Annotated in this window: 20 protein-coding genes and 1 riboswitch; all 20 genes read right to left on the bottom strand. The window is 38.8% G+C overall.

Annotated elements, in window-relative coordinates; all coding sequences use genetic code 11:
- Positions 1–252: 252 nt before the first annotated feature.
- Positions 253–390: a hypothetical protein gene (locus CWR45_RS19810; protein WP_170138832.1), complete on the bottom strand. Its 138-nt coding sequence runs from the start codon at positions 388–390 to the stop codon at positions 253–255.
- An 18-nt stretch (positions 391–408) separates the two neighbouring features.
- Positions 409–1,680: a helix-turn-helix domain-containing protein gene (locus CWR45_RS09195; RefSeq protein ID WP_342770091.1), complete on the bottom strand. Its 1,272-nt coding sequence runs from the start codon at positions 1,678–1,680 to the stop codon at positions 409–411.
- A gap of 288 nt (positions 1,681–1,968) precedes the next feature.
- Positions 1,969–3,216 (bottom strand): CamS family sex pheromone protein, encoded by a 1,248-nt coding sequence (locus CWR45_RS09190; RefSeq protein ID WP_115749569.1) that lies wholly within the window; start codon positions 3,214–3,216, stop codon positions 1,969–1,971.
- 16 nt (positions 3,217–3,232) lie between these two features.
- Complete coding sequence (gene ligA / locus CWR45_RS09185; protein WP_115749568.1) at positions 3,233–5,236, bottom strand: NAD-dependent DNA ligase LigA; 2,004 nt, start codon at positions 5,234–5,236, stop codon at positions 3,233–3,235.
- 11 nt (positions 5,237–5,247) lie between these two features.
- Complete coding sequence (gene pcrA, locus CWR45_RS09180) at positions 5,248–7,482, bottom strand: DNA helicase PcrA (RefSeq protein ID WP_115749567.1); 2,235 nt, start codon at positions 7,480–7,482, stop codon at positions 5,248–5,250.
- Between the two features lie 17 nt (positions 7,483–7,499).
- Positions 7,500–8,183 (bottom strand): heptaprenylglyceryl phosphate synthase, encoded by a 684-nt coding sequence (gene pcrB / locus CWR45_RS09175; RefSeq protein WP_425453612.1) that lies wholly within the window; start codon positions 8,181–8,183, stop codon positions 7,500–7,502.
- A gap of 263 nt (positions 8,184–8,446) precedes the next feature.
- Entirely contained in the window at positions 8,447–8,749 is a 303-nt protein-coding gene (locus CWR45_RS09170; protein ID WP_115749566.1) for a YerC/YecD family TrpR-related protein, read from the bottom strand.
- A gap of 21 nt (positions 8,750–8,770) precedes the next feature.
- Positions 8,771–9,838: a DUF3048 domain-containing protein gene (locus tag CWR45_RS09165; protein ID WP_115749565.1), complete on the bottom strand. Its 1,068-nt coding sequence runs from the start codon at positions 9,836–9,838 to the stop codon at positions 8,771–8,773.
- A 198-nt stretch (positions 9,839–10,036) separates the two neighbouring features.
- On the bottom strand, positions 10,037–11,779 hold the full coding sequence (locus CWR45_RS09160) for an adenine deaminase C-terminal domain-containing protein (RefSeq protein WP_115749564.1): 1,743 nt from the start codon (positions 11,777–11,779) through the stop codon (positions 10,037–10,039).
- 589 nt (positions 11,780–12,368) lie between these two features.
- Entirely contained in the window at positions 12,369–13,616 is a 1,248-nt protein-coding gene (gene purD / locus CWR45_RS09155; RefSeq protein ID WP_115749563.1) for a phosphoribosylamine--glycine ligase, read from the bottom strand.
- Between the two features lie 61 nt (positions 13,617–13,677).
- Complete coding sequence (purH, locus tag CWR45_RS09150; protein WP_115749562.1) at positions 13,678–15,213, bottom strand: bifunctional phosphoribosylaminoimidazolecarboxamide formyltransferase/IMP cyclohydrolase; 1,536 nt, start codon at positions 15,211–15,213, stop codon at positions 13,678–13,680.
- Between the two features lie 5 nt (positions 15,214–15,218).
- Positions 15,219–15,791, bottom strand: a complete 573-nt coding sequence (gene purN, locus CWR45_RS09145) for a phosphoribosylglycinamide formyltransferase (RefSeq protein WP_115749561.1) — start codon at positions 15,789–15,791, stop codon at positions 15,219–15,221.
- Positions 15,788–16,807, bottom strand: coding sequence for a phosphoribosylformylglycinamidine cyclo-ligase (gene purM, locus CWR45_RS09140; protein ID WP_115749560.1), 1,020 nt, complete (start codon positions 16,805–16,807; stop codon positions 15,788–15,790). Before purM ends, purN begins: the two co-directional genes overlap by 4 nt.
- A 286-nt stretch (positions 16,808–17,093) precedes the next feature.
- A complete protein-coding gene (purF, locus tag CWR45_RS09135) occupies positions 17,094–18,464 on the bottom strand; it encodes an amidophosphoribosyltransferase (RefSeq protein WP_115749559.1) in 1,371 nt (456 codons plus the stop codon).
- Between the two features lie 90 nt (positions 18,465–18,554).
- Positions 18,555–20,780, bottom strand: a complete 2,226-nt coding sequence (purL, locus tag CWR45_RS09130) for a phosphoribosylformylglycinamidine synthase subunit PurL (protein WP_211315956.1) — start codon at positions 20,778–20,780, stop codon at positions 18,555–18,557.
- Between the two features lie 41 nt (positions 20,781–20,821).
- Positions 20,822–21,952, bottom strand: a complete 1,131-nt coding sequence (gene purK / locus CWR45_RS09125; RefSeq protein ID WP_115749557.1) for a 5-(carboxyamino)imidazole ribonucleotide synthase — start codon at positions 21,950–21,952, stop codon at positions 20,822–20,824.
- Entirely contained in the window at positions 21,939–22,430 is a 492-nt protein-coding gene (purE, locus tag CWR45_RS09120) for a 5-(carboxyamino)imidazole ribonucleotide mutase (protein WP_115749556.1), read from the bottom strand. The genes purK and purE overlap by 14 nt, the downstream gene beginning before the upstream one ends.
- A 174-nt stretch (positions 22,431–22,604) precedes the next feature.
- A riboswitch (purine riboswitch) is annotated at positions 22,605–22,702 on the bottom strand.
- 145 nt (positions 22,703–22,847) lie between these two features.
- Complete coding sequence (locus CWR45_RS09115) at positions 22,848–24,329, bottom strand: AMP-binding protein (protein WP_115749555.1); 1,482 nt, start codon at positions 24,327–24,329, stop codon at positions 22,848–22,850.
- Between the two features lie 253 nt (positions 24,330–24,582).
- Positions 24,583–25,326, bottom strand: a complete 744-nt coding sequence (fabG, locus tag CWR45_RS09110; protein ID WP_115749554.1) for a 3-oxoacyl-ACP reductase FabG — start codon at positions 25,324–25,326, stop codon at positions 24,583–24,585.
- 91 nt (positions 25,327–25,417) lie between these two features.
- On the bottom strand, positions 25,418–26,323 hold the full coding sequence (phaZ, locus tag CWR45_RS09105) for an intracellular short-chain-length polyhydroxyalkanoate depolymerase (protein WP_115749553.1): 906 nt from the start codon (positions 26,321–26,323) through the stop codon (positions 25,418–25,420).
- Between the last annotated feature and the right edge of the window lies 1 nt (position 26,324).

Here is a 26,324-nt window from a genome sequence, read left to right as displayed (position 1 = left end):
TATAATACCTCCAAATCGTAATTTATATCGGTAGTACATTATTATCTCATTATATTATTATACCACTATAGATAATAGCAAAGATAGTCACATCAAGGCAAATAATGTCGATACTTTGGAAGGAAAATTAGTAAATTTCTTTGTCATGATAACAAAAAACACCTGAAATGGGTTCCAAACCATTTCAGGTAAATTCATCACTGTGTAATATGGTAAATAATTGTTACTAACAACAAGACTTAAAAATCTAAATTAAAGTTCTACTGTTGCTTGGTTAATAGAAAATACACTTGGCTCTCTATCCATTGATAGATCTGTTGGCGCATCCGCGAAAGCAAAACCAGTTACTAGAAGTGCTCCTAATGATAATCCAGCTAAAATTTTCTTCATTCTTTTACCTCCTATTTTTTATATATTGATAATTTGCTCATAGGCAAAATTAGCCTCTTTATAATACTTAGATGCATCTTTATATTTATGTATCTTTTCATAATGATTAGCTAATAATTTTGAATAAATAATTACACTTGCATAATCTTCATGCTTCTGTAAGTAAGGCAAAAAGTCTTGTTTAACCAACGCTTCGAATTTATCATATTCTTCAGTTAATAAGTAATGATAAGTATAAATAACATAATAAAATATTCTACATGATTCTATATCTGAGATTTCCTCGATTAGCTCCTGTCCATAATTAACAATCTTTCTCGTTTCTTCATAATTTTTGATTGTATAATATTCTCTTACCAAGGATGAAACAGTAGCCAATCTTTCTACAGGTTGAATTGATTTATCATAAATTACTTCTGTGTAATGCTTTATTGCCTCAATCGAGTTCCCTTTTGTTGAATACAAGTAGCCTAAATTTTGATTCGTTAATTGAATGAGCTGCCTATTATTGTTTAGCTTTCCTAAATGTAATGCTAAATTATAATTCTTAATCGCCTTATCATACATTTTAATTCTGCGATAAGAAATTCCTAATATATTATGGCATTGCGCGCATCGGAGAAAATTATATAACTTCATATAAATATCTAATGCTTTATTGGCATATTCAATTGCCTCTAGAGTGTTTCGTAATTTACTATGCGTTACTGCAATTGTGTAATTTAAATCTGCAATTTCTATTTCCTCTAAGTCGTATTCAAGATAACCACTTTTTTCTTCTGATTTTTTATACATTTGCATTGCATGACTATAATCAGATAAAGCAGTATAATAATTCCCCCGAAACTTATACCAATAAAACTGCTGTAAGCTATCAAAGTTATTCGATAGTCCTTTTAATTCATTGATTTTCTTGGCTGCTTCATCATACTCACCTAGTATTAAGTAATAACGGATTTTGTGAATCTCAAATAACAATAGGTTTTCCGACAGATTTCGGTCTAAAATTTCTTGAATTTCCTCATATGCTTTTATGATTTCTTCCTTGTTATTAACCTCGAAAAGCATGCTGAACCAATCATTCAGCTTTTCCTTAATCAATTCTTCCTCACGATTATCAATTTGGATACCTAGTCGATTACATAATAGTTTAATAATCTCGGGGCTTGCCTGTGTTTTCGAGTTTTCGATTTTAGATAAATAGGATATGGAAACAACACCTTCAGCAAGCTCACCCAATGTCTTTTCCTGTTTGGTACGTTGTAGTTTTATAAAGGATCCAATTTCCATCAAAATACCCACCCTATCGTTTTACCAAAATTTTCCACATGTAGTATTTATAGTTTCATTATACCATGGATTCAGATTATTCATATTGGGAAAATCACATTAAAAAACACCGATTAACGCCCTAAAATGTTTCCTTTTTTCCTCGAATAGGAAAAATCACCACTTATTAGAGTAATATCCTCTTAATAAGTGGTGATTAATAATATTTAAACTATTTTTCAATTAAATTTCATGTTTTTTTCATACGTGATTACGGGTAATCCTTACCATTACAATATATTCAATCGTTTAATGGAAAATATGAACATTTGGAGTATCTTTCCCTGCATCACGATAAATCAGACTCTCACTTCCGTTAATCGATGTAACATTTATTTCAATATCATAGTAATTGGGAAACATTTCTTGAACTAGACCATAAGCATACTGGGTAAATCCAATGATTTCCGATTCACCGTAAAATTCAAGTGGGATTTCGATTGATAACTCTTGCAGCTCTTTATTAATATAAAATCCTTGACCAATAATACCTACATAGTTCGGGAAAAACTTGGCAATTTCATTTCCAAAGCTAGTGACAATCTCATGGTCATCAATATATTCTTTTTGTCCTTCAGCTGATGGGAATAATATATATTCTTCTGTAATTTTTTCCCAATCCCCAATAGTCGCGGAACCACCAGCAACATTCGTTTTCGCAACGAAGTTTCCTGGTACTGGCGAGGATTGATCCTCTTCTCGATATAGGGCGAACATCACTGGGATATTCTCTAAACCTTCCATACCACGAATTCTTTCTATAATCTGTCCAGCAATTTCATTCCCTTGCTTCATTGCTTCATCAAGTGGAATATCCTCGTAGTAGTATGGTCCACCAGTCTCCGTTTGGAATCGATAAACAGATTTTAATGCTAGTCCAATTGAAATTCCAGCAAGCTGAACAGTAGAATTATCTTCATTACGCTTTAAGAAATTCTGTTCTAAAATATGTGATAAATAACGCGGGCTTTCTCGGTTTATCTTAATCTTTTCTTCCTGTTCTGCATCTTCAGGAATCTCCTCGATAGGCGGATTTAATCCGTTTTGGAACTCTGTTCTGATTTTGTCTTCATTTACAGTCATTTTTGCTTCTTCAAGTCTCTTAATTTCTGCTTGAACTCTCTCTTCCAATTGCTCCTCTGTTAAGCCTCTTCCAAGCCATTCATAAACCATATCAGATGTTAAATATTGTCCTTCTTGGAAATACAATTCCTTTGGATCGAATACTTCCGTAGAGTGTCGACGTAATCCTTCTTCCATTTCGTCAATATCTAGTCGATTAGCGACTTGGTTAACGATAACTCCTCTAGCTTCGCTCGGTTCATAAGGAATAATGATTCGATAGTTGTCATCCGCTAAACGATAGCTTGGTACAATTGATGTTTTCGTTTCTTTATCATCCTTACTTAATAGTTCTTCTTCATCATTTCGGTTATTAGGCGCACAACTAGTAAGCAATAGAAGCGCACATAATAGACCGATACTTATTTTTTTCATAGGGATAACACTCCTCTTACCCTTCGATTGCTTCTTTCAGCTGTTGTTCGTCCCAAATCGTTATACCTAATTTCTTCGCCTTATCATATTTAGAACCAGCATCAACGCCTGCAACGAGAATATCTGTTTTCTTACTTACACTTCCAGTAACAGCTCCACCTAATGATTCAATTAATTCCTTCGCTTCATTGCGAGTATAGGTTTCCATCTTTCCTGTTAGCACTACCGTCTTTCCTGTAAAGATAGATTCACTTGCTTGTTCGGCTTTCTTAGGTCCTTTATATTCCATATTAAGATCAAGTGCTGCTAATTCCGTTATTAGATCAATAACTTTTTGTTCGGAAAAATATTGAACAACGGAATCGGCCATTTTCTCACCAATCTCGTCTACTGCTACAAGTTCATCATACGTAGCCTGCCGCAGTTTCTCCATCGTTTCGAATTCAGTTGCCAGTGTTCTTGCAGCCTTTGCTCCAATGAATCGAATCCCTAAACCAAATAGTAGCTTCTCTAATGAGTTTTCCTTCGATGCTTCAATTGCCCGAAGTAAGTTATCAACTGACTTCTCACCCATTCGTTCTAATCCTAGTAACTCCTCACGATCCAACCGGTACAAATCAGCGATAGTATGGATCAGTTTCTCCTGGAAAAGCTGGATGACTACTTTTTCGCCTAGTCCATCGATATTCATTGCATTTCTGGAAGAAAAATGAATCAGACCTTCCATTAATTGTGCAGGGCAATTCGGATTGATACAACGAATGGCTACTTCACCTTCAAGGCGAACAACCTCACTTCCACATGCTGGACATTCATCAGGCATTTGGAATTCCTTTTCTTCACCTGTTCGCTTTTCAACTACTGCACGAACAACTTTCGGAATAATGTCACCTGCCTTTTTTATTACAACTGTATCACCAACTCGAATATCCTGCTCACGAATTAAATCTTCATTATGCAAGGAGGCACGTCCAACCGTCGACCCTGCAATTTTAACGGGTTCAAGGATTGCGGTAGGGGTTATCACACCAGTTCTGCCAACACTTAATTCAATGTCCACTAGTTTTGTCATTGCCTCTTCAGCTGGAAATTTATATGCAATTGCCCAGCGTGGACTTTTTGCTGTAAAGCCTAGATTTTCCTGCTGTTCAAGACTATCTACTTTAATTACAATTCCATCAATTTCATAGGAAAGATTAGGGCGTTCTGTCGTCCAGTACTCAATGAATTCAAGAATTTCTTCAATGCTTGAGCACTTTTTCCATTCGGAGTTTGTCTTGAATCCAAGCTCCTTCAATTTTTCAAGACGCCCACTATGGGTCGTAATCTCGTTCGCATTCCATTCACCGACACCGTAAAGAAAAACATCCAAGTTACGTTTTGCTGCAATTTTTGGATCCAGTTGTCGCAAGCTTCCTGCTGCAGCATTTCTCGGGTTCGCAAAAGGTTCTTCTTCATTAGCGAGTCTATTTTCATTTAATGAAAGGAATGATTGATGTGGCATATATGCTTCTCCACGTACTTCAAGCGTCTCATTTTCTTTAATCACCAGCGGGATACTGCGAATGGTTCGTAAATTAGAAGTAATATCTTCACCTGTTGTTCCGTCGCCACGTGTTGCTCCCCTAACAAATTTCCCGTTTTCATAAGTCAGTGAAACAGCAAGTCCATCAATCTTCAGTTCACAGACGAAGCTAACAGGCTGATCCGTACTTTTGGTGGCACGTCGAACAAAGTCACGAAGATCTTCTTCATTAAAGGCATTCCCCAGGCTCATCATCGGAATATTATGCTGTACTTTCTTAAACGCATCAAGTGGAGCTCCACCAATCCGTTGTGTTGGCGAATCATCTGATAAAAACTCTGGAAATTCAGCTTCTAAATCCCTGAGTTCACGTAATTTCTCATCATACTCAGAATCCGGAACACTCGGGTTATCGAGAACATAATATTCGTAGCCATATTGATTCAAAACTTCTTTCAAGGCATTTATTTGGTCTTGTGCTTGTTGTTTATCCAAAAAATCACTTCCTATTGTTTCGTAATTGGAGCGAATTTAGCAAGTAGGCGTTTGATTCCTACTGGTGCTGGGAAAGCGACATCTAATTCCATTCCTTCACCTTCACCTTGTACTTTCACAACTGTACCGACACCCCATTTTTTATGTGCTGCTTTATCTCCGGCACTCCAGGATTTACTTTCTGCGCCCGTTGTTTGCTGCATCCGTTCTGCTTTTCTTTTCACTGGTGTTGGTCGATCCTGTGTCCCTACAGCAAATCCTCTACCGCCGCTACCGAAGATCGATTGTTTTGCTTCTTTCATACCCTCGATAAGTTCTTTTGGAATTTCATTAATAAAGCGGCTGACTGGATTCATATTCGTACGACCAAATAAAGTTCGCATTTTCGCATGGGTTAAGTAAAGTTCCTTCTCTGCCCTTGTAATACCAACGTAAGCAAGTCTACGCTCCTCTGCCATTTCCTCTTCATCCATAATGGAGCGGCTATGCGGGAAAACATTTTCCTCCATCCCGATTAAGAACACGACAGGGAATTCTAGGCCTTTTGCAGCATGCAGTGTCATTAATGTGATTTTCTCCTCATTTTCTGGATCCTCTTCATCCACACTGTCAATATCTGCGATTAATGCAAGATCTGTTAAGAAGGCAACGAGTGTTTTATCTTCTCCACTTGTTTTCTCGAAATCCTGTGTTACCGTCATAAACTCTTCCAAGTTCTCCAAACGACTTTGTGATTCAATTGTTTGTTCATTCTTCAGCATTTCTTCATATCCTGTCCGTTCTAAAACAGTTTCAACCATTTCTGTTGCCGTTAAGAATTCTTGTTGCTGACTTAAGGTTCTAATTAAATTACCAAATTCCGCTAACGCATTTGCAGCTCGTGCTGAAACGCCTGAGAAGTCTACTTCTTGAACTGCTTGATTTAAGGAAAGATCGTTGTCTGCGGCATAAGCTTGCAGGCGCTCAATCGATGTTTTACCGATACCTCGTTTCGGCTCATTAACGACCCGAACAAAACTAAGGTCATCGTCTGGATTCGTGATTAGTCGTAGGTATGATGTTAAATCTTTAATTTCCTTTCGATCATAGAACTTGTGTCCACCAACCATTTGATAACCGATATTCGATTTCATAAATGCCGCCTCAATCGCACGAGACTGCGCATTTGTCCGGTATAAAATAGCAATATCGCCAGGTGAATAGCCTTCATTTCTTGTCAATTGCTGAATCTTCTCTGTTACAAATAAAGCCTCTTCCTGCTCTGTCATTCCTTGGAAATAGTTCAGCTTCTTCCCGTCTGGATTCTCTGTCCAAAGATTCTTCGGCTTACGACCTGCATTATTTGTAATTACTTTGTTGGCTGCAGCTAGGATTGACTTCGTTGAACGATAATTTTGTTCAAGGAATACTGTTTTGGCTGCTGGATAGTCCTTTTCAAAAGAAAGGATATTCGCGATATCCGCACCACGCCAGCGATAAATTGATTGATCCGAGTCTCCAACTACACATAAATTCTGAAAACGGCTTGCAAGCTGTTTGACTAGGAAATATTGTGCATGGTTCGTATCTTGATACTCATCAACATGAATATATTGAAAACGGCGTTGATAATACTCTAGCACTTCCGGAATTCGTTTAAATAAATGGATGGTTTGCATAATCAAATCATCGAAATCAAGTGATTGATTTTTGTTTAAAATCTTTTGATAAGCTTCGTAAATTTGTGAGATTTGCCGATCATAGAAATTACCTGCATTTTTACTATATTCTTCAGGGGTAATCAATTCATTTTTCGCTGCACTAATTTGTCCAAGCATTGCACGTGGATCGAACTTTTTCGGATCGATATTCAAATTTTTCAATACTTGCTTCACGACAGATAATTGATCGCCACTATCAAGAATTGTAAAATTACGATTGATACCAATTCGGTCGATATCTCTTCTTAAAATCCGTACACACATCGAGTGAAAGGTAGATACCCACATGTTCTCGCTCTCAGGACCAACTAATTTCTTTACACGTTCACGCATTTCCCTTGCTGCTTTATTCGTGAAAGTAATTGCTAGAATATTACGTGGAGAAACTTCTTTTTCTCGCATTAAATACGCTATACGATGTGTTAGCACCCTCGTTTTTCCACTTCCTGCACCTGCCATAATTAAGAGTGGACCTTCTGTATGCTTCACCGCTTCTTGCTGTTCTTTATTTAAACCTTTTATTAAGTCATGAATGGATTGACTCATTATTACACCGCCTTAAATCATTTAACTTTTACTGCTGCCACTGTTTCTAATGCTTCATCGATATTGTGATAAATATGGTTGCCAACAATTATCACATCCGCATATTCTTTCATTTCTTTTGCATGATTACTATTTTCAATTCCGCCACCATAGAAAAGCAGCGTATTGTCTAACTGTTCCTTTGCTTGCTTCACTACCTCAACATCGCCATATTTGCCACTATACTCAACGTAAAAAACCGGCAAATGGAAAACATGCTCCGCCATATAGGCATAAGCTCTAACATCTTCTATATCAGGTAACCTGCTATTCGTATATTTAAACACCTTTGCTTCTTCATTTAAGATACAATATCCTTCAAAAATAAGCTCCGTATAATCTATAAAATCAATATATTCTTTAATTCCCTGATGCTGGATGTCCATCATCCATGTTTTATCCTTCGAATTTAATACCATGGGAATGTAGTATGCATCAAACCCGGGAATGATAGCTTCCATCGTGGATACTTCAAGGATACAGAACAATTCATGTCTTTGTTTAATCCGTAGTAGTAAGTCCTCTACACCATCAAGTGTAACATTATCCGTGCCACCAATCATAATCGCATCTGTACCTGACCTGCAAATTAAATCCAAGTGTTCATCCGAAATTTCCTTCGCTGGATCAAGCTTAAATATGTGTTTCCATTTTCGCATCATATTAATCAAAAGGGAATTCCTCCATTGTCTTTATCCATTTATCTATTATACCAAAAATCTAGACTGAAATTTAGCTGGAAGGTGAATCTTTTTGAAAGGGTTATTTCTAATTGGGTGTTGCTATAGGATATTAGAGAATGGCAGCATGTACTGCCCCTCCGGACAAAATAAACAATTCCAAACGTATTCTTTAGAAGAATGGGGTAAGAGGAAATTCTTTCGATTAAAGCATCAATACCGCCACCCAAGAGGTAGCGGTATTCCTATTCTTCTTCGTTTTTATTAATTCGCTCGAGTACCATTCCATAGCCATCACTGCCGAAATTAATGCAGCGGCGAACACGGGAAATCGTCGCGGTCGATGCTTTTGTTTCTTTTTCAATTTCGTTATACGTATTTCCTTCTGTTAGCATTTTCGCAACTTGTAGGCGCTGTGATAATGCATGGATTTCTGCCATCGTTGCAATATCGTCAAAAAATTGATAGCATTCTTCGCGATTTTCCAACGACAAAATGGCATCAAACAATTGATCCAATTGTTCTCCACGTAATTTATCTATTTGCAATGCAAACCCTCCAAATTTGAACTAGTTTGATATTGTAACTGATTGCTGTATACCTGGATTCGTTGGGACAACATTAATCCAGGTCTTCCCTGGTACGAAGCCAACAAGTTGATTATTTAATACTGGAACGATTCTTCCATCCCGATTTTCCCATTTTACTCTTTGCAGCTTGCCTTTTTGGAGTAAATACGCATTTCCACCGGACTTAAGGTCAATCGAACGACGTCCTGCATCATCAATGACTTCATGATATGTCTCAACAATAAAGACATTATCTACTTGTACCGGCTCTCCTGTTTCCCGTTCCACTGTCTGTTCGCGGTCATTATATCGCATATACGTTTCCCTTGATCCATCATATTCGAATTCAACTATTTCCATAGGCTTGGTGGAATAGACAATTTCTACATGATTTGCTTGCTCACCCGAGAGCTCGGCAATCTGATTGTCCGATAAAAATTCTAGCAACTCACTTTCTTCAGTAAGCTTATAACCTTTACTCCCAGCTATTTTATCGATTCCATCAACAAGTAAATAAGAATTATGTGGTGCTTTACGCGTAGTATCTCGTTTGAATAGTACTCCATCATTATCATAGGTGGAACCATTTAGAAATTCAATTCCTCTGTTCGCGATAAGTTCATTAATAAAATCTGCTGCACCATGATACATATATAATGCATCATAACCATTCGCTAATTCAACATAATACTCTCTTGCACTGCGAACGGGTCCGATAGTATCTGGCATTTCACTTTGGTACAATGCGAGAAAACGTGTAATCATACCTTCTGCTAGAATTTCAAAGACGATATCTGCTTGCGATAAACCTGTTTGCGGTCTAGCTGATTGATGATTATTCATCATTACGCCAACAGTTCGCTGATTGACAGCTTCTTCCGTACTTATTCCCGTCAATGGATAACGGTTAACTGAATCCACTATTTGTGGCGATTCAACCTGTTCTGAATTATTTTGTTCTTCATCATTATGATTCTTTTCTACATCGCTTTGCTCCTGCTTCTCTCCACTGTTACATGCAACTAATAGCCAGGAAAGAAGTAGCATAATAGCTAAGCATTTCCTCATGATCCCAACACCTTTTCAGAAAAATCGGCTATCACTAATCATAAAGGTGACAACCATAATTGTTCTTACGCAGTGTAAAGTTTTTTGCCTTATCACCGAATCATAAGTCCAATTTCTCTTCCTATTATTTAGCTCGGAGCGCCTGCTTAGCGACTAGCGTCGTCGCAAAACTGGCGCTTCAACCTTTTATATTATATGCTATCTCATCGTAGCTGGGAAGAGGACTTTTCTTTCCTTTACATCGATAATGCCTTGTTGGGTAATTCGCACATATGGTAAATGTGTTGCTGACAAAAAGAGCAAGCTATAGATTGGATCATTAAAACGGTAGCCAAATTCCTTTAATACTAGCTTCATTTGCTTTTCTTGCTTGATTAGTTCGCCCATTGAATTCTCTGACATCATTCCGGCTAGTGCAAGCGGTAATTCAACTAAGATTTCTCCATTATGAACGATAACAATTCCTCCACCAATCGATTTCAACCGATTCCATGCTGCAAGGATATCCTGCTTACATTTTCCAATAAAAACTATATCTCCTGAAGCTGAGAAGGATGATGCTAATGCGCCTAAATTACTAGTAAACCCTTGGATAGTAGTATTTACACGCCATTTACCATGCTTATCTATTAACAACAGAAAGGCATCTTTAATGGAATTCGCGAGCGTATCTGCGGAAACATCCGCTTCAATTGTATACGGCTTTACAATTACATCATTTACCATTTCCAACCCCATCGGCATCGAAAATTGCAAATCATTTTCATGTAAATCAAAGTCGTATGTATTAGGACCAATTCCATACTGCTTCCAATTGATAATAGTAGGAAGTTCTAAAACTTTCCCCTCTTTAACAACCCATTTTCCTTTCGCAAGTACACTTTCAGGATGTGGATTATCCTTACTAACTAGAAAATTAATATGGGCGACCCTCCCCGGTGCGATACTTCCAACATGTTCATCCAGATTAACATGTTTTGCAGCATTATAACTCGCCATTCGGTATGCTTCTTCGCTTGGAATTCCTTTGCCGATAGCAATCTCAATGCATTGATTAATCAATCCTTTTTCAATAAATTCAGGAGTTGATCCATCGGTTGTAAAGGATAAATTATCAAATGATGTTATGTTTAATTCTAGCATTCTCTCAATTAACTCTGGCAAATCAGGTCGGATAGAAGATTGACGTAGAGGGACATGATAGCCTATCTCCAGCCGTTTCAGCACTTCATCTCCTGTCATCGCTTCATGATCTGAACTAACCCCTAGGAGCTTCATTTTCGTTAATGTCTTCTCAGATGCACCTGGAAAATGCCCTTCAATTGGTTTGCCTCGTTTCGCAGTTTCTTGCATCCAATATAATAATCGTTCATTCCCGGCTAACAAACTAGGCCAACTGGTTAATTCTCCACCTTGAACGACCGCAGGATGATTGATCCAAGCTAATACGTTCTCCGTATTAAATAGAGATTCTTCATCCTGTAGCGCAGTCTGCGAATCAAATCGTGCCCACCAATACATTGAGGATGGCATATTATTAATATCACCCACTAAAGAAAACGCTTTCTTTTTATCTAACATAAAATGCCATAATAGATTATCATTAACCAATGTCGTTGTTCCAAATCTTGCAGCATGGTTTGCTAATTGCTCAGGATTTGTTAACTGAAATGGATGGGAGTGTGGCTCGATATAGCCTGGTACAAGATACTTCCCTTTACAATCCACGACTTCAGCCGTTTTCATTGTCCTTGGAAGCAAGTCACCAACATATACAATGCGATCATTATATATCCAAATATTTGCTTGCAGCCATTGTTTTGTAAACATATTTAAATACGTACCATTCTTTAAAATTAGGGTAGGCTCTACAATTCCGTCTACCACTTTCACATGATGCCGAAGCTCTCGATTTCTCCAATTATATTCATTTGCTGACATACAATCAACTCTCCAATATAATAATATAGATTAATCTTATCATAATTCTCTACTTTAGTGTTGTAAAGTTAATGTAGAAATAATAACGTTTTTTTAACAGTTAGCAGCACTTTAGGTTGGAATGGATAATAATTTGTAGATAATGTAAATTGTGAACTAACCTAGGATATCAAATGCTCTTGGGCCAGTCGCTCCGAAAATACACTTCGCTTTCCGCGGGGAGCTGGTGAGCCTACTTGCGCTACCGCACTTCGTAGTCTCACCTAGGCTCTTCTTCCCGCAGGAGTCTTCGTGTATTTTCTCCGCTGGAGATGGTGCAAATCCATCGAGATAGGAATTACGAATGAACTAAATATCTCTATTCATCTTCGCTATAGGCAGAGTACTCCTCAAAAATAAAGGTAGATTTTCTAACGAAGGTGTAACTCTACCGAAGCCTTTTTCACCCTAAGTTGCGCAACTGTCTTACCCCGAATTTAACATCGAAACTAGACCGCAGTTCATCTAAATTGCAACAAATAAATAAGATATGTGCTTTATAAAAAAACAACTTATAAGGGAAATTCGATCGCCCTTATAAGTTGAGTTTTTACGCGTTGCCGATATCTTTTCTATAAAAGAAGTTACTCATGTCGTTTGCTGAGTTTAGCACATTATAGACTGCTTTTGATGCGCCGGCGAGCGTAGTATCTTTTGCACCTACTAAGAGCACTCGACCACCATCCGATACAAGTGATTCACCATCGCGTATTGTACCTGCGTGCACTATGAATTCGTTATTGGGAGTAATAAATGAAGGGATTAATCTACCTTTATTATATGCACCCGGATAGCCATTTGATGCTAAGACAACCCCGACACAATTTTCATCCTCCCATGATAATTGCGGATCTTCTCCTGCTAACACATCAAGGAAAACTTGGAGCAAATCATTTTTTAATAACGGGAGTACGACCTGTGTTTCTGGATCACCGAATCTCGTATTGAATTCAATTACTTTTGGACCTTCCTCCGTCATGATTAATCCCGCATACAGGATTCCAGTGAAGGGACGTCCCTCATCAATCATACCTTCTACTGTTTTTTGTAATATATTGTCCATTGCAAAGCTAATATGTGCTTTCGTCACATCAGGGACTGGCGCAAATGCTCCCATTCCTCCAGTGTTCGGACCCGCATCATGATCATAAGCCCGTTTATGATCTCTAGCTGTTACCATTGGATACACCTTATTTTCATAAACGAAAGCCATTAGCGAAAATTCTTTTCCATCTAAGAATTCCTCGATTACGATAGTTGCTCCTGCACTAGCGAAGTTTTTTGACACAAGCATGTCATCAACTGCCTGAAGAGCATCCTCTTTCGTTTCCGCAACGACAACACCTTTTCCTGCTGCAAGTCCGTCAGCTTTTATTACAATTGGTGCACCTTTTTCTTCGATATATGACTTCGCTGCCTCAGCGTCTGTGAATGTCGCATATGCCGCAGTAGGAATCTCATATTTCTCCATTATTTCTTTAGCAAAGCGTTTGCTGCCTTCTAATAATGCCGCTTCCTTTGTTGGTGCAAAGATAGCTAAACCAGCTTCATGGAAACGATTAGCAATACCTGCATTAAGTGGGGCTTCTGGTCCGACAATAGTAAGATCAATCGCTGCCTCCTTAGCAAACTTTACTAAACCTTCGATATCCATTTCATCAATTGGAATCATTTTTGCCTGGTCACTCATTCCACCGTTTCCTGGCGCTGCATATAGGTTTGCAATCCGCTTACTTTCTGCAAGCTTCATAACAATACTATGTTCACGTCCACCACGTCCGACTACTAATACATTCATCAAGAATGCCTCCCTCTAACTGGATTAAAAGCTTAGAAAACTAGGGAAATGTACCAGTTTTCTAATGTTTAAAATGACGCATCCCTGTATACACCATGGCAATTCCATGCTCATCACAAACATCAATCGAATCCTGATCGCGAATCGAACCACCTGGCTGGATAATCGCTGTTACTCCTGCTTTAATCGCCTTTTCTACTGTATCTGGCATAGGGAAGTATGCATCAGATGCCATGACGGATCCTTTTGTCTTTTCTCCTGCTTGTTCAATCGCAATTAATGCGGATCCAACACGATTCATTTGCCCGGCTCCAACACCAACTGTTTGGTTATCCTTTGCAAGCACAATTGCATTGGACTTCACATGTTTTACTGCTTTCCATGCAAACAATAAATCTGCTACTTCTTGTTCGGTTGGTTCCCGTTTAGTCGCAACCTTTAAATCAGCTGCCGTTACTTTTCCTTTATCACGGCTTTGGATCAGGACCCCACCATCAACAGTTGTAAGCTTATGGTTTCCTGCCTTTTCCTCATTCATTTCTAATTCGAGTAAACGAATATTTTTCTTCTTCGAAAGAATCGCAAATGCTTCTTCTGCAAAGCTTGGTGCAATCACGATTTCCAAGAAAATTCCACTTAGCTTCTCAGCTGTTGCTGCATCAACCTCACGATTTAATGCAACAATTCCACCGAAGATTGATGTTGAATCTGCTTCATACGCTTTTTCAAATGCTTGATTGATTGTTTCCGCAACACCAATTCCACATGGGTTCATATGTTTTACTGCAACTGCAGCTGGATTGTCGTATTCCGATAAAATCTCTACGGCAGCATTTGCATCCTGAATGTTGTTATAAGATAATTCCTTACCATGAAGCTGCTTCGCTGTTGCTAAACTCATCGTTTTAACGATTGGATTTTTATAAAATGCTGCTTGTTGATGCGGGTTTTCCCCATAGCGTAAATCTTGTACCTTTTCATATGTAACGGTGTAAGTTTCCGGGAATTCCTCATTCGTTTCAGTCATGAAATACTGTGCAATCATTGCATCATAATATGCTGTGTGACGGAATACCTTCCCTGCAAGCTGTTTGCGCTTTTCAAAATCAAATGTTTCTTCACGTAATCCTTCAAGTACGCTGTCATAATCAGCTGGATCAACTACAACAATTATATCCTCAAAGTTTTTCGCTGCTGCTCGAAGCATTGTTGGTCCACCAATATCAATATTTTCAATGATTTCTTCTTTCGATACACCTGCTTTTTCCAGCGTTTCTTTGAACGGGTATAGGTTAACGACAATAATATCAATTGGTTCGATATTATTTTCTTCCATCTGTCTGATGTGCTCTTCATTAGCTCGTTTCGCTAGAATTCCTCCATGGACAAGAGGATGCAAGGTTTTCACACGACCGTCCATAATTTCCGGGAAGCCCGTAATATCTTCTACTAAGATTGGCACGACCCCAGCATCTTTAATCGTTTGGTATGTACCGCCACCTGTTGAGATGATTTCGTAACCTAACATATCTAGACCTTTAGCAAATTCTTGCAAATTATCCTTATTGGAAACACTAATTAACGCACGTTTCTTCATTATTTTTAGCCCTCACTTTGTTGTAAAAGTTGATTAATTACGTTTGGATATAATTCATGCTCTACTTCTTGAATTCTCTTTTTCAATGTCTCTTCTGTATCTTCACTATAAATAGCTACCGATTCCTGAGCAATAATTGGTCCCGTATCAATTCCCTCATCAATATAATGTACCGTTACGCCTGTAGTATTGACCCCCGCTTGATATGCTTGCTCAATTGCATCCTTTCCAGGAAAATTCGGCAAAAATGATGGATGAATGTTTACTATTTTCCCTGGAAATGCTTGTAATAATGTCGAACCAACAATCCGCATATAGCCTGCAAGGAAAATCCACGATACTTCTATTTTTCTTAGTTCGGAAACGATTTTTTCCTCAAATGCTTGCTTTGATGCAAATTCTTTTGCACTAAAAATGAATGTCGGAATCTGATGTTTCTTCGCTATCTCAATCACACCGGCATTTTGCTTGTCACAAATAAGTAAGGCAATTTCACAAGCTAAATCTCTCTTTTCAATTATTGCTTGAAAATTACTCCCTGCCCCAGATGCAAATACCGCTGCTTTTAGCTTGCTCATGATGTGAAATGCACCCCTTCATTTGCGACGATCTTACCAATTACAGTTGCTTTTTCCCCTTGTTCTTCAAGAATAGCGATTGTGCTGTCAACATCTTTTTCTGTCACAACTAGCGCCATACCAATCCCCATATTAAACACGCCGTACATTTCTTTCTCCGGTATCGCGCCTTTCTCTTGTAAGAATGGGAAAATCTCTGGGATATCCCAACTATTTTTTTCAATTTCTACACCTAGTCCTGCGGGCATCATCCGTGGGAAGTTTTCATAAAAACCTCCGCCAGTAATATGTGAAATACCTTTTATTTCTATCTTTTCTAAAGCTGCAGATACTGGTTTCGCATAAATTTTCGTTGGTGTTAGTAATGTCTCGCCAAGTGATTGAGACAATCCTTCATAGGTTTTATTCAAATCAAGCTCCTTGGTAACTTTTCGAACAAGTGAGTAACCATTAGAGTGAACCCCACTTGAAGCTAGACCAATCACTACATCACCTGCTTGAATCGATTCCCCTGTAATCAGCTTTGATTTTTCGGCAATTCCAACAACAAAGCCTGCCAGATCATATTCATCGTCCTGATACATTCCTGGCATTTCTGCCGTTTCTCCGCCAATTAACGCTGCACCTGCATCAACACATCCAGCTGCAACACCAGCAACGATTTGTTCAATTCGCTCAGGTTCATTTTTCCCACATGCAATATAGTCGAGGAAAAACAGAACTTTAGCACCTTGGGCAATAATATCATTCGCACACATTGCGACAAGATCGATACCAACAGAATCATGCTTATCTAATTTAAATGCAAGCTTCAGCTTTGTTCCCACGCCATCTGTGCCAGAAACCATTACAGGTTCTTTATAATTAAAATTGGTTAAATCAAACAGTCCCGCAAAGGAACCAATACCGCCTAATACTTCAGGGCGAGTGGTTTTGGCAATATGCTTTTTCATCCGTTCAACTGCTTCATAACCCTTTTCTACATCTACCCCAGCATTTTTATATACATCTGACATGATACGATGACACATCCTCTTCTAATGTTATTGCTTTTGTGGTTAGGTGAATAATTTATGAGTGGAGTGGAGCGCTTATTCGATTTTCCGAGCGGTCACTGACCTAGTATGAGCTCTCATTCGATTTCCAGAGCGATCAAGGGCCTTGTTGGAGCGCTTATTCGATTTCTAGAGCGATCACTGACCTATTTGGAGCGCTTATTCGATTTCCAGAGCATCACTGACCTATTTGGAGCGCTTATTTGAATTCACGAGCACTCGCTCCGATTCACACCGTTTTCTCACCTTAATGCGTTGTGAATTTACAATCCATTTTCTCATTTTCCATGACAGGATATTTCCCTGTCATACATGCCATGCATACTCCTTGATTAATCGTTTTATCTTTGACAATGGCCTCTTCAAGTCCTTTATCGGATAAATATGCTAAGCTATCTGCACCAATGATTTCTGCTATTTCTTCTTCCGTGTTATTGGCCGCTATTAATTCTTCTTTTGTTGACATATCAATCCCGTAATGACATGGATGCTGTATCGACGGTGAGGCAATGCGAACATGCACCTCTTTTGCTCCGGCATCTTTTAGCATCTGAACGATTCGCTTACTTGTCGTTCCTCGTACAATTGAATCATCGATCATAATGATTCGTTTCCCTTCGACAATTCCACGAACAGGTGCTAGCTTCATTCGTACCCCTTGTTCACGTAACTCCTGTGATGGTTGGATAAATGTCCGACCGACATAACGATTTTTAATTATCCCCATTTCATAAGGTAGGCCACTTTGTTCTGCATAACCAATTGCAGCTGAAATACTGGAATCTGGTACACCGATTACGATGTCTGCATCAGCTGGAGCTTCCTTTGCTAATTCCTTGCCCATACGCTTCCGTGATGCATGAACATTCACATAATTAACGTCGCTATCAGGCCGAGATAGGTAAACATATTCCATCGCACACATTTTCCGTGGCTCGCGAATGGAAAATCTTGTGGATTTTATTCCTTCATCACTAATTGTAACAAGTTCACCTGGCATAACTTCTCTTTCGAACGTTGCACCGATTTGATCAAATGCACAGGTTTCTGATGCTACAACATAGGAATCTCCTAATCTGCCAATCGATAATGCACGAATGCCAGAGGAATCAAGGGCAGCATACATTTTATCTTCCTTAATAATCAAATATGCATAGGCACCAACAAATTGCTGTAATGCACTTGCGATTGTTTCCTCATTGACTTCATGGCCTTTCCTTCTAATTAAATGTGCAAGGAGTTCCGTATCTGATGAAGTTTGTAGAATACTCCCCTCGTCCTCAAGCTCTCCTCGAAGCTTTTGTCCGTTTATGATGTTCCCATCTAATGCTAGAGCCATACTTCCCGTTTGCGACCGGAATAATAATGGTTGAACATTATCAATTCCCTTTGCCCCATTGGTGGAATAACGAACATGACCAATTGCAGCATTTCCTAAGAGTTCAGGGAAATTCGCACGCGTGAAAACATCATTGACTAATCCCGTATCCTTATGAAGTTCTAATTTCTTCCCATTACTAACAACGATTCCGGCTCCCTCTTGCCCACGATGCTGGAGGGAATGTAATCCATAGTACGTTAGCTCGGCTGCTTTTTCATGCCCCCAAATTCCAAACATAATGCACTCCTCTTTTCCCCAGATTTACAGGCCCACCGCTCTGGAGTCTTTATCCAATGTTAAGGAGCTAATATAGCCTGGTTATTCCAATTAATTCTTTGCTGCTACTAAATTCGGGATCGCTTCATTCCAAAGTTTTTGAAGATCTGCAACCTTTTCCTCAATCACTACTTCTTCATTTACATGAACTGATAAATTACCATCGCCGGTAACAATACCAATTTGATTAGCATCACTAATTAGATTAACAAATTTCGCTTTATTTTCTTCTTTTACAGTTACTAAAAATCGGGATTGTGATTCACTAAATAAAGCTACTGTAGCGTCACCTGTAAGACTTACTTGGACACCTAAATCTTGGCCTTTAAATGTACTCTCAGCCAATGCTACCGCTAATCCACCCTCAGATAAATCATGCGCAGACTGTACGATTCCCTGCTGAATTGCATTGCTTAGCAGTTGTTGACGATTCGCTTCCACTTGCAGATCGATTACTGGAGCCTTCCCAGCGTAATTTCCTTCTACAACATTTTGCAATTCACTTCCACCAAATTCAGGAAGTGTATCACCGATTAAGTAAACAAGGTCACCATCTTGTTGGAAATGATTTGCTGTTACATACTCTGTATTTTCAACTATTCCGACCATACCAATGATTGGCGTTGGTAAGATTGCTTCTTCTTTTGATTGATTATAAAGGGAAACATTTCCACTAATAACAGGTGTTTCTAGTGCTAAACATGCAGCACTGATACCATCGATACTCTTCTCCATTTGCCAAAACACTTCTGGATTTGTTGGGTTTCCATAGTTTAAACCATCCGTAATCGCTAATGGCTTTGCACCAGAGCAAACTAGATTTCGAGCAGCCTCAGCAACTGCAATCTTCCCGCCAACCTCAGGGTCTAAGTAAATGTAACGGGAATTACAATCCGTCGTCATGGCAATTGCTTTATTTGTTCCTTCAATCCTTACAATTGCCGCGTCAGATCCTGGACCAGCAATCGTGTTTCCTTGAGCTTTAGAATCATATTGCTTGTATGCCCATTCCTTATTTGCAATCGTTGGTTGCTGTAATAAGTTTCGCAGCATTTTCTGATGGTCATCAACTTGTGGCACTGTATTCTCGATTGCTTGGAACTCCTTGTAATATGCCGCTTCTTGGGATGGCAAATGATATACAGGTGCATCGTCAGTTAGCGCAGTTACAGGGATATCTACTACAAGCTCCCCATGCTGCTTAATTCGGAATGCCTTATCCTCAATTACTTCACCGACAACTGCTGCATCCACATCATGCTTCGCAAAAATATCTAAGATTTCTTGTTCTTGCCCTTTTTTAACGACAAGTAGCATCCGCTCCTGTGATTCAGATAGCATAATTTCGTATGCATTCATTCCTGCTTCACGTTGTGGTACTAGATCGAGATTCATTTCAATTCCTGTTCCCGCTTTTGCTGCCATTTCACTTGCTGATGAGGTTAATCCGGCCGCTCCCATATCCTGAATTCCTACTAATGCATCGGAATGGATAACATCTAAACATGCTGCGATTAGCTTCTTACCGATATGTGGATCACCAATTGCTACTGCAGAAGAATTCCCCTCTTGCCCGCCATCAACAACATCAGAAGAGAAAGTTGCACCGTGAATACCATCTTTTCCTGTATCTCCACCAGCATAAATGACTGTATTACCTACACCTGCAGCAATTCCTTTTTGCACGTCATCATGATTAACGAGTCCAACAATCATCGCATTTACAAGTGGATTTCCTTCATATTGTGCATCGAACTGAACTTCACCACCAACTGTTGGAACTTCAATTACATTTCCATAACTAGCAATTCCTCGAACAACTTCTGAGAACAGCATTTTTGTATTGTCATTATCTAAATTTCCAAAACGTAATGAGTTCAGTGCAGCAATTGGTTTCGCACCCATTGAGAACACATCACGAACGATTCCCCCAACACCTGTTGCAGCACCTTCAAATGGTTCAACCGCGGATGGACTATTATGGCTTTCAATTTTGAAAACAACTGCTTGATTATCACCAATATCGACAACTCCAGCACCTTCGCCAGGTCCCTGTAATACATGTTCACCTTTTGTAGGGAACTTCTTAAGTAATGGTTTCGAGGTTTTATAGCTGCAATGCTCAGACCACATAACGGAGAAAATTCCTGTTTCCGTATAGTTTGGTTGGCGCTTTAAAGCTTCTTTTGCCATTTCATACTCCTGGTCTGTCAATCCCATTTCTCTATAAATCTTCTCGTTTTCAATTTGACCTGGACTAATTTTATGTTGTGACATCAATGGTTCCCTCCAAAAATTGAATTATTATTTTTCTCTAATTACGATAGGCCTGCTTCGAAATGCTGTACCTGCGTATCTAATATTTCTTTTGTTTTGCCAATAAACGTGATATGTCCCATCTTCCGCTTGGTTTTCGCTTCGTCTTTCCCATAAAGGTGAATGAAACCATCTTTCGCATCGGGCATTGCATGTATAACTGCTTCCATCGCGTCACCTAAAATATTTATCATGATGGAAGGCTGAAGGAGCTCAATCACTGCCAGCTGTAATCCACAAAGTGCTCGGATATGCTGAGTAAATTGTGAAATGTTACATGCCTCTATCGTATAATGGCCCGAATTATGTGGCCGAGGGGCCATCTCATTCAAATAAATCTCATTATCTTTAACAAACATTTCAATCGTGAACGTACCAACGATATTCATCTTATCTGCTAGAATCGTTGCTGCTTCATATGCTTGTGTACTAACTGTTTCACTAATACTTGCCGGCACCGTCGTTTTATATAGAATATGGTCACGATGTTCATTTTCTGCAATCGGGAAAAACTCAATTTGACCCTCAGTTGTTCTTGTAAAAATGACGGAAATCTCTTGATTAAATGTAATCCATTGTTCGATAATGCAGTGCTTGTTCTTTTCAGCAAAATCGATTGCTTGCGATATGTCGTCTTTTGATACTAATTTTATTTGCCCCTTCCCATCGTAACCGCCACGACAGGTTTTGATCACTGCAGGAAATGTAATATTTTCTAAAGCTGTTTCACATTCTTTTCCACTCGTTACAATCGTAAATGACGGAATTGGTAAACCAGCATCCTTCATTAAGTGTTTTTCTTTTTCCCTGTTCTGTGTAATTTCTAGTGCTAAAGCTCCTTGTGGTAATTTACCCTCTGCTTCTATGAATCTCGCAGCTTCTAGATCGACATTTTCAAATTCATAGGTAACAACATCACTGATTATCGTTAATTCTTTAATTGCACTCATGTCATCATATGCCGCAACAATCTGCTTATCTGCAACCTGAGCTGCCGGGCAATTTGGTGTTGGATCTAATACCGCAATCTTATATCCCATATATCTAGCGGCGATTGCCATCATTCTTCCGAGTTGTCCGCCGCCAATGATGCCGATCGTTTGTGGTGGGAGTATAACGTTATTTTCTAGCAAGTTCGTCCCTCATTTCTGTCACTTTTTCCTGCATTTTTTTCCGATAGTTTATTAGTCTTTCTGCAACTGTTTCGTCAAATGCACCAATTATTTGTGCTGCTAGAATTCCAGCATTGGTAGCTCCCGCCTTGCCGATTGCAACGGTCGCAGTTGGGACACCACCAGGCATTTGCACAATTGATAATAAGGAATCCAATCCATTCAAAGCTTTCGATTGTACAGGAATACCAATTACTGGCAGTGTTGTTTGCGATGCAACCATACCTGGTAAATGTGCAGCACCACCAGCTCCAGCAATAATAACCTTCAAGCCACGATCTCGAGCTGACTTCGCATACGTAAACATATCATCTGGTGTGCGATGTGCGGAAATGACATCTTTTTCATAAGTAATGTTTAATTCCTCAAGTACCTCACATGTATGCTGCATCGTTTCCCAGTCCGAAATACTTCCCATTATTACGCCAACCTGTGCCATGAGATCCCTCTTTCTCTTTTTGAAAATTTTAGATAACTTACACTTCGTTTAACCAAGGTGCAGATGGAGATCACTGTCCCCATATTTGCTACAAAATAAAAAAGTTCATTCTTCTTCCTCAAATACTATGAGAAGATGAATAAACTTCAATGTAAAAACAGATCATTGTAACGGGCAATGACTCATCTTCCCCATAGTCTAGCATTTACGGTGCTAGGTAGAGACTCTAAGCCATATCCTTAGTATATATGAGGTGTTTTCCGTATTCTTTTGTCGTGTTAAGCATAACAAACTCAAAGTAGCACTGTCAATAAAAATCGTACGATTTAATATTAAATTTGCTTAATGTTCGGATTCTGACCAAATTACCTTTATGCTCGCTCCAGATTTTCTACAAAAAATGCTTAGTGTGCATTACTACACTTCTATTTTTCGCAATGAAACTTTATTTATTTTCCCAATAGATGTCTTCGGCAGCTCCTTAATAATGAAAAACTTCTTCGGTACCTTATACCGGGTTAATTTTTGGTTACAATAGGCTTCCAGCTCTGCTTCTGTCATTTCATTTATTAAAACAACAAATGCAGTAACAACCTCTCCCCATTTTTCATCTGGCATACCAATCACAGCTGCTTCATCAATATTAGGATGGGCTTCAAGCCACTGTTCTATTTCTAATGGATAAACATTCTCCCCACCTGTTATAATCATATCTTTCTTTCTGCCAACAATATATACATATCCATCTTGATCTTTCTTAGCAAGATCTCCTGTGTGTATCCAGCCATCTACAATCGTTTTTTTCGTCTCTTCTTGTTTTTTCCAATAATACTCAAAAGCGTGATTTCCACGAATTAATAATTCCCCAACCTCGTTTATTGACGCTGTTTTTCCATGCTCATTAATTATTTTAATATCATTAAATAGCATAGGTTTTCCGACGGATCCTAACTTAGAGCCTACAACACTAGAATCAATATAGAAATTATTTGGCCCCGCCTCCGTTAACCCATACCCTTCTTTAAATTTAAGTCCTTTCTTGGAAAATTCCTTATAGATGTTAAGCGGACATGGAGCCCCACCTGTGACGAACACTTTCATGTCAGGAAAAGACGATTGTTTAAATACATTCGTTTGAATAATCATGTGATACATTGTTGGAACAAATAATACGACCGTACATTTATATTTAAGCAGATCTCGGACAGCCTTCTCCGCATGAAATTCAGAAGCAATAACAATCTTTCCACCAATTAGCAAGAGTGGTAAAGTATAAACATTTAATCCTCCAGTATGGGACATTGGCAGGCAGGTAAGCGTCGTATCATCACTACTTAAGTTCCAGCTTATAATTGTATTGAAGGCATTCCATAATATGGACCGATGAGATAGAATAACCCCTTTTGGTTTCCCAGTCGTCCCCCCCGTATATATCATCACTAATGGATCTTCTTCATTTAGAATGGTATTTACTGTGATTTGCTTAGTTTGTAAGTGATTTATATATTGATTGTGACTAATGGTGATTAAACTAGCATTGATTGCAAGTGCGTTTATTTTCCCTGCAAATGATGGAGCGACTCCAATTATTTTTGGATCAGCATCTTGAATCATATATTCAAGTTCAGTTTCAGATAATCTCCAATTTAATGGGACAAAGATAGCACCAACCTTCATCGCAGCAAAAAAGAAATCAAAATAGCTAATATGATTCAGCGCAAGGATTGCAACTCGATCCCCTTTTCGCACATCATTCATGTGGAAGTAATTCACTATTGTAGTGACCCGATACTGCAGTTGTTCATATGTCCATGAATCATTTGTATCTGAATCGATAATCGCGATTTCATGTGGCGTTAACTTCACTCGGTTCTCAAACCAATTGATATTGTAGTGCATAACCTCTTCTCCCTCCACACCTAATATTAATTAAAGTATAGATTGAAAGAGTTACATGGTGGTTACATAGTGAGTAAGGGGACAAGTTTACTGTAAATGTTAGGTTGAAAGTCGAGTTGCTTTATTCGAATTTGGAAGGCTTAGGCATAGAGATGGAGCGAGGATTCCAATTTCTGGAGTGTCCATCCTTATTCCTCCAAGGAAAACTAACAAAAGAGCCATCCAATGAAACAGGACAGCTCTCGTCTTTCACCTACATCATAATACCACCATCAACATGCAATGCATGACCATTTACATAATCGGATTCGTCAGATGCTAGGAATAAATATGCATTTGCGATATCTTCCGGCCTTCCAAGACGCTGCATTGGAATTTGTTCCTTCATTTTGTCGATTACTTTATCTGGTACCGCTTGGACCATGCTCGTTTCCGTGAAGCCCGGTACAACTGCATTTACATTAATTCCTTTTCTTGCTAGCTCTTTTGCCCATGTTTTTGTCATACCAATAATGGCTGCTTTTGCTGCAGCATAATTCGTTTGCCCTACATTTCCATAAACGCCAGAAACGGATGAGGTGCTAATTATTTTCCCCTTCCCTTGTGCAACCATAGATGGGAGAACCGCCTGTGTGCAATGAAATACACCAGTTAAATTTACATCAATCACTTGCTGAAACTCTAGTAAAGTCATTTTTGAAAGCATTGCATCTCGTGTTATTCCTGCATTATTTACTAAAATATCAATTTTTCCATATTCACGAACTGTACGATCTACCAATTGATTAACACTATCTCGCTCTGCAACATTTACTTGGATAAATTTACACGTAAAGCCTTTTGCTGATAGCTCCCTTTCGCTATCCAATCCCTTTTCCTCGTTGAAATCAGCAATAACAACCGTTGCACCTTCTTTTGCAAATGTACTTGCTGCCTCAAGACCAATCCCATTTGCTGCTCCTGTTATAATTGCCACTTTATCTTGCAATCGCCTCATCTTTAAAACCCCTTTAATCGATTTTTCACTTTCGTTAGCGAGCGAACTTAAGCAAATTCATATACGACAGTTCTGCCTTTGTCATCCCTATCTAAAGAACTTCCTGTTTACTAAGGAATCTCTCCATCACACCTAAAAGTTGGTCAAGATTATCAGTTTGTGGTGAATGACCGCATCCCTTTAATTCTTGATAGTTTGCTCTGTCCCCAAAGTCGGCTATCAATTCATCTGTCATTTGCCTTGTCACGACCATATCGTTTTCTCCCCAAGCTATCAGAACTGGTATTTGAATGTCTTTAATTCTATCTTCGCCATCAACCAGGCCATTGTGAACGGCACTTAAATTAAAAATATTTAACGCTTGATAGCATTCTGCCAGATTTCGCTGTTTTGTCATTTCTTCTAAATAGGTTTGGTATTTTTCTGGAGATGGTTTATTATCAACGTAAATAACCATATCCCACATTTGCCGTAAGAAGTCATAATTTAATGTATCATAAGCAGTTTGAACAATCTTCGGCTTATCATCTTCTTTAACCGCCTCCAGTGTCTCATAGCGTTTTGCAATGTCAGGCAAGCCGTCTTCTCCTAATGGATAAAATCCATATCCCCTGGAAGAACCAGATGCAAGCAAAAACAAACGATTACAATTTCCTGGATAATCGGCACAAAATTGCTGGCAAACCGTTCCACCGAGTGACCAGCCCACTAATGCAAAATCTTGTAACTGAAGTGCCTCAACAAATAGCTTCAAATCATCTGCAAAATCCTTAATCGCTAAAATCGGCTGCTTGTAGCTTGACTCTCCAAAGCCACGTAAATCAACTGCATATACTTTGTATTCTCTTGATAGATTTTCAATTACTACATCCCAGTGAACAGAAGATGTCATGTTGCCATGGACTAAGATAACAACATCCTTCCCACCTTCTCGTTCACGATAAGCTAGCTCTTCCTCATTGTTAAGCAATATTTTCTTCAATTCAACAATTGCCATT

Source organism: Oceanobacillus chungangensis (genome assembly GCF_003369565.1).
GTDB lineage: Bacteria > Bacillota > Bacilli > Bacillales > Amphibacillaceae > Oceanobacillus > Oceanobacillus chungangensis.
Note: the sequence above shows the minus strand (reverse complement) of the source record. Positions and strands in the feature narration are given on the sequence as shown.

What these genes read in the sequence shown, in the direction of transcription:
- CWR45_RS09165 (WP_115749565.1), bottom strand. Translation starts at nt 9,838, where the DNA reads ATGAGGAAATGCTTAGCTATTATGCTACTTCTTTCCTGGCTATTAGTT.
- CWR45_RS19810 (WP_170138832.1), bottom strand. Translation starts at nt 390, where the DNA reads ATGAAGAAAATTTTAGCTGGATTATCATTAGGAGCACTTCTAGTAACT.
- pcrA (WP_115749567.1), bottom strand. Translation starts at nt 7,482, where the DNA reads ATGAGTCAATCCATTCATGACTTAATAAAAGGTTTAAATAAAGAACAG.
- CWR45_RS09115 (WP_115749555.1), bottom strand. Translation starts at nt 24,329, where the DNA reads ATGCACTACAATATCAATTGGTTTGAGAACCGAGTGAAGTTAACGCCA.
- phaZ (WP_115749553.1), bottom strand. Translation starts at nt 26,323, where the DNA reads ATGGCAATTGTTGAATTGAAGAAAATATTGCTTAACAATGAGGAAGAG.
- purE (WP_115749556.1), bottom strand. Translation starts at nt 22,430, where the DNA reads ATGGCACAGGTTGGCGTAATAATGGGAAGTATTTCGGACTGGGAAACG.
- purF (WP_115749559.1), bottom strand. Translation starts at nt 18,464, where the DNA reads ATGTTTGGAATTTGGGGGCATGAAAAAGCAGCCGAGCTAACGTACTAT.
- purM (WP_115749560.1), bottom strand. Translation starts at nt 16,807, where the DNA reads ATGTCAGATGTATATAAAAATGCTGGGGTAGATGTAGAAAAGGGTTAT.
- purN (WP_115749561.1), bottom strand. Translation starts at nt 15,791, where the DNA reads ATGAGCAAGCTAAAAGCAGCGGTATTTGCATCTGGGGCAGGGAGTAAT.
- purL (WP_211315956.1), bottom strand. Translation starts at nt 20,780, where the DNA reads ATGTCACAACATAAAATTAGTCCAGGTCAAATTGAAAACGAGAAGATT.
- purD (WP_115749563.1), bottom strand. Translation starts at nt 13,616, where the DNA reads ATGAATGTATTAGTAGTCGGACGTGGTGGACGTGAACATAGTATTGTT.
- pcrB (WP_425453612.1), bottom strand. Translation starts at nt 8,183, where the DNA reads ATGATGCGAAAATGGAAACACATATTTAAGCTTGATCCAGCGAAGGAA.
- CWR45_RS09190 (WP_115749569.1), bottom strand. Translation starts at nt 3,216, where the DNA reads ATGAAAAAAATAAGTATCGGTCTATTATGTGCGCTTCTATTGCTTACT.
- CWR45_RS09160 (WP_115749564.1), bottom strand. Translation starts at nt 11,779, where the DNA reads ATGTCAGCAAATGAATATAATTGGAGAAATCGAGAGCTTCGGCATCAT.
- purH (WP_115749562.1), bottom strand. Translation starts at nt 15,213, where the DNA reads ATGAAGAAACGTGCGTTAATTAGTGTTTCCAATAAGGATAATTTGCAA.
- fabG (WP_115749554.1), bottom strand. Translation starts at nt 25,326, where the DNA reads ATGAGGCGATTGCAAGATAAAGTGGCAATTATAACAGGAGCAGCAAAT.
- CWR45_RS09195 (WP_342770091.1), bottom strand. Translation starts at nt 1,680, where the DNA reads ATGGAAATTGGATCCTTTATAAAACTACAACGTACCAAACAGGAAAAG.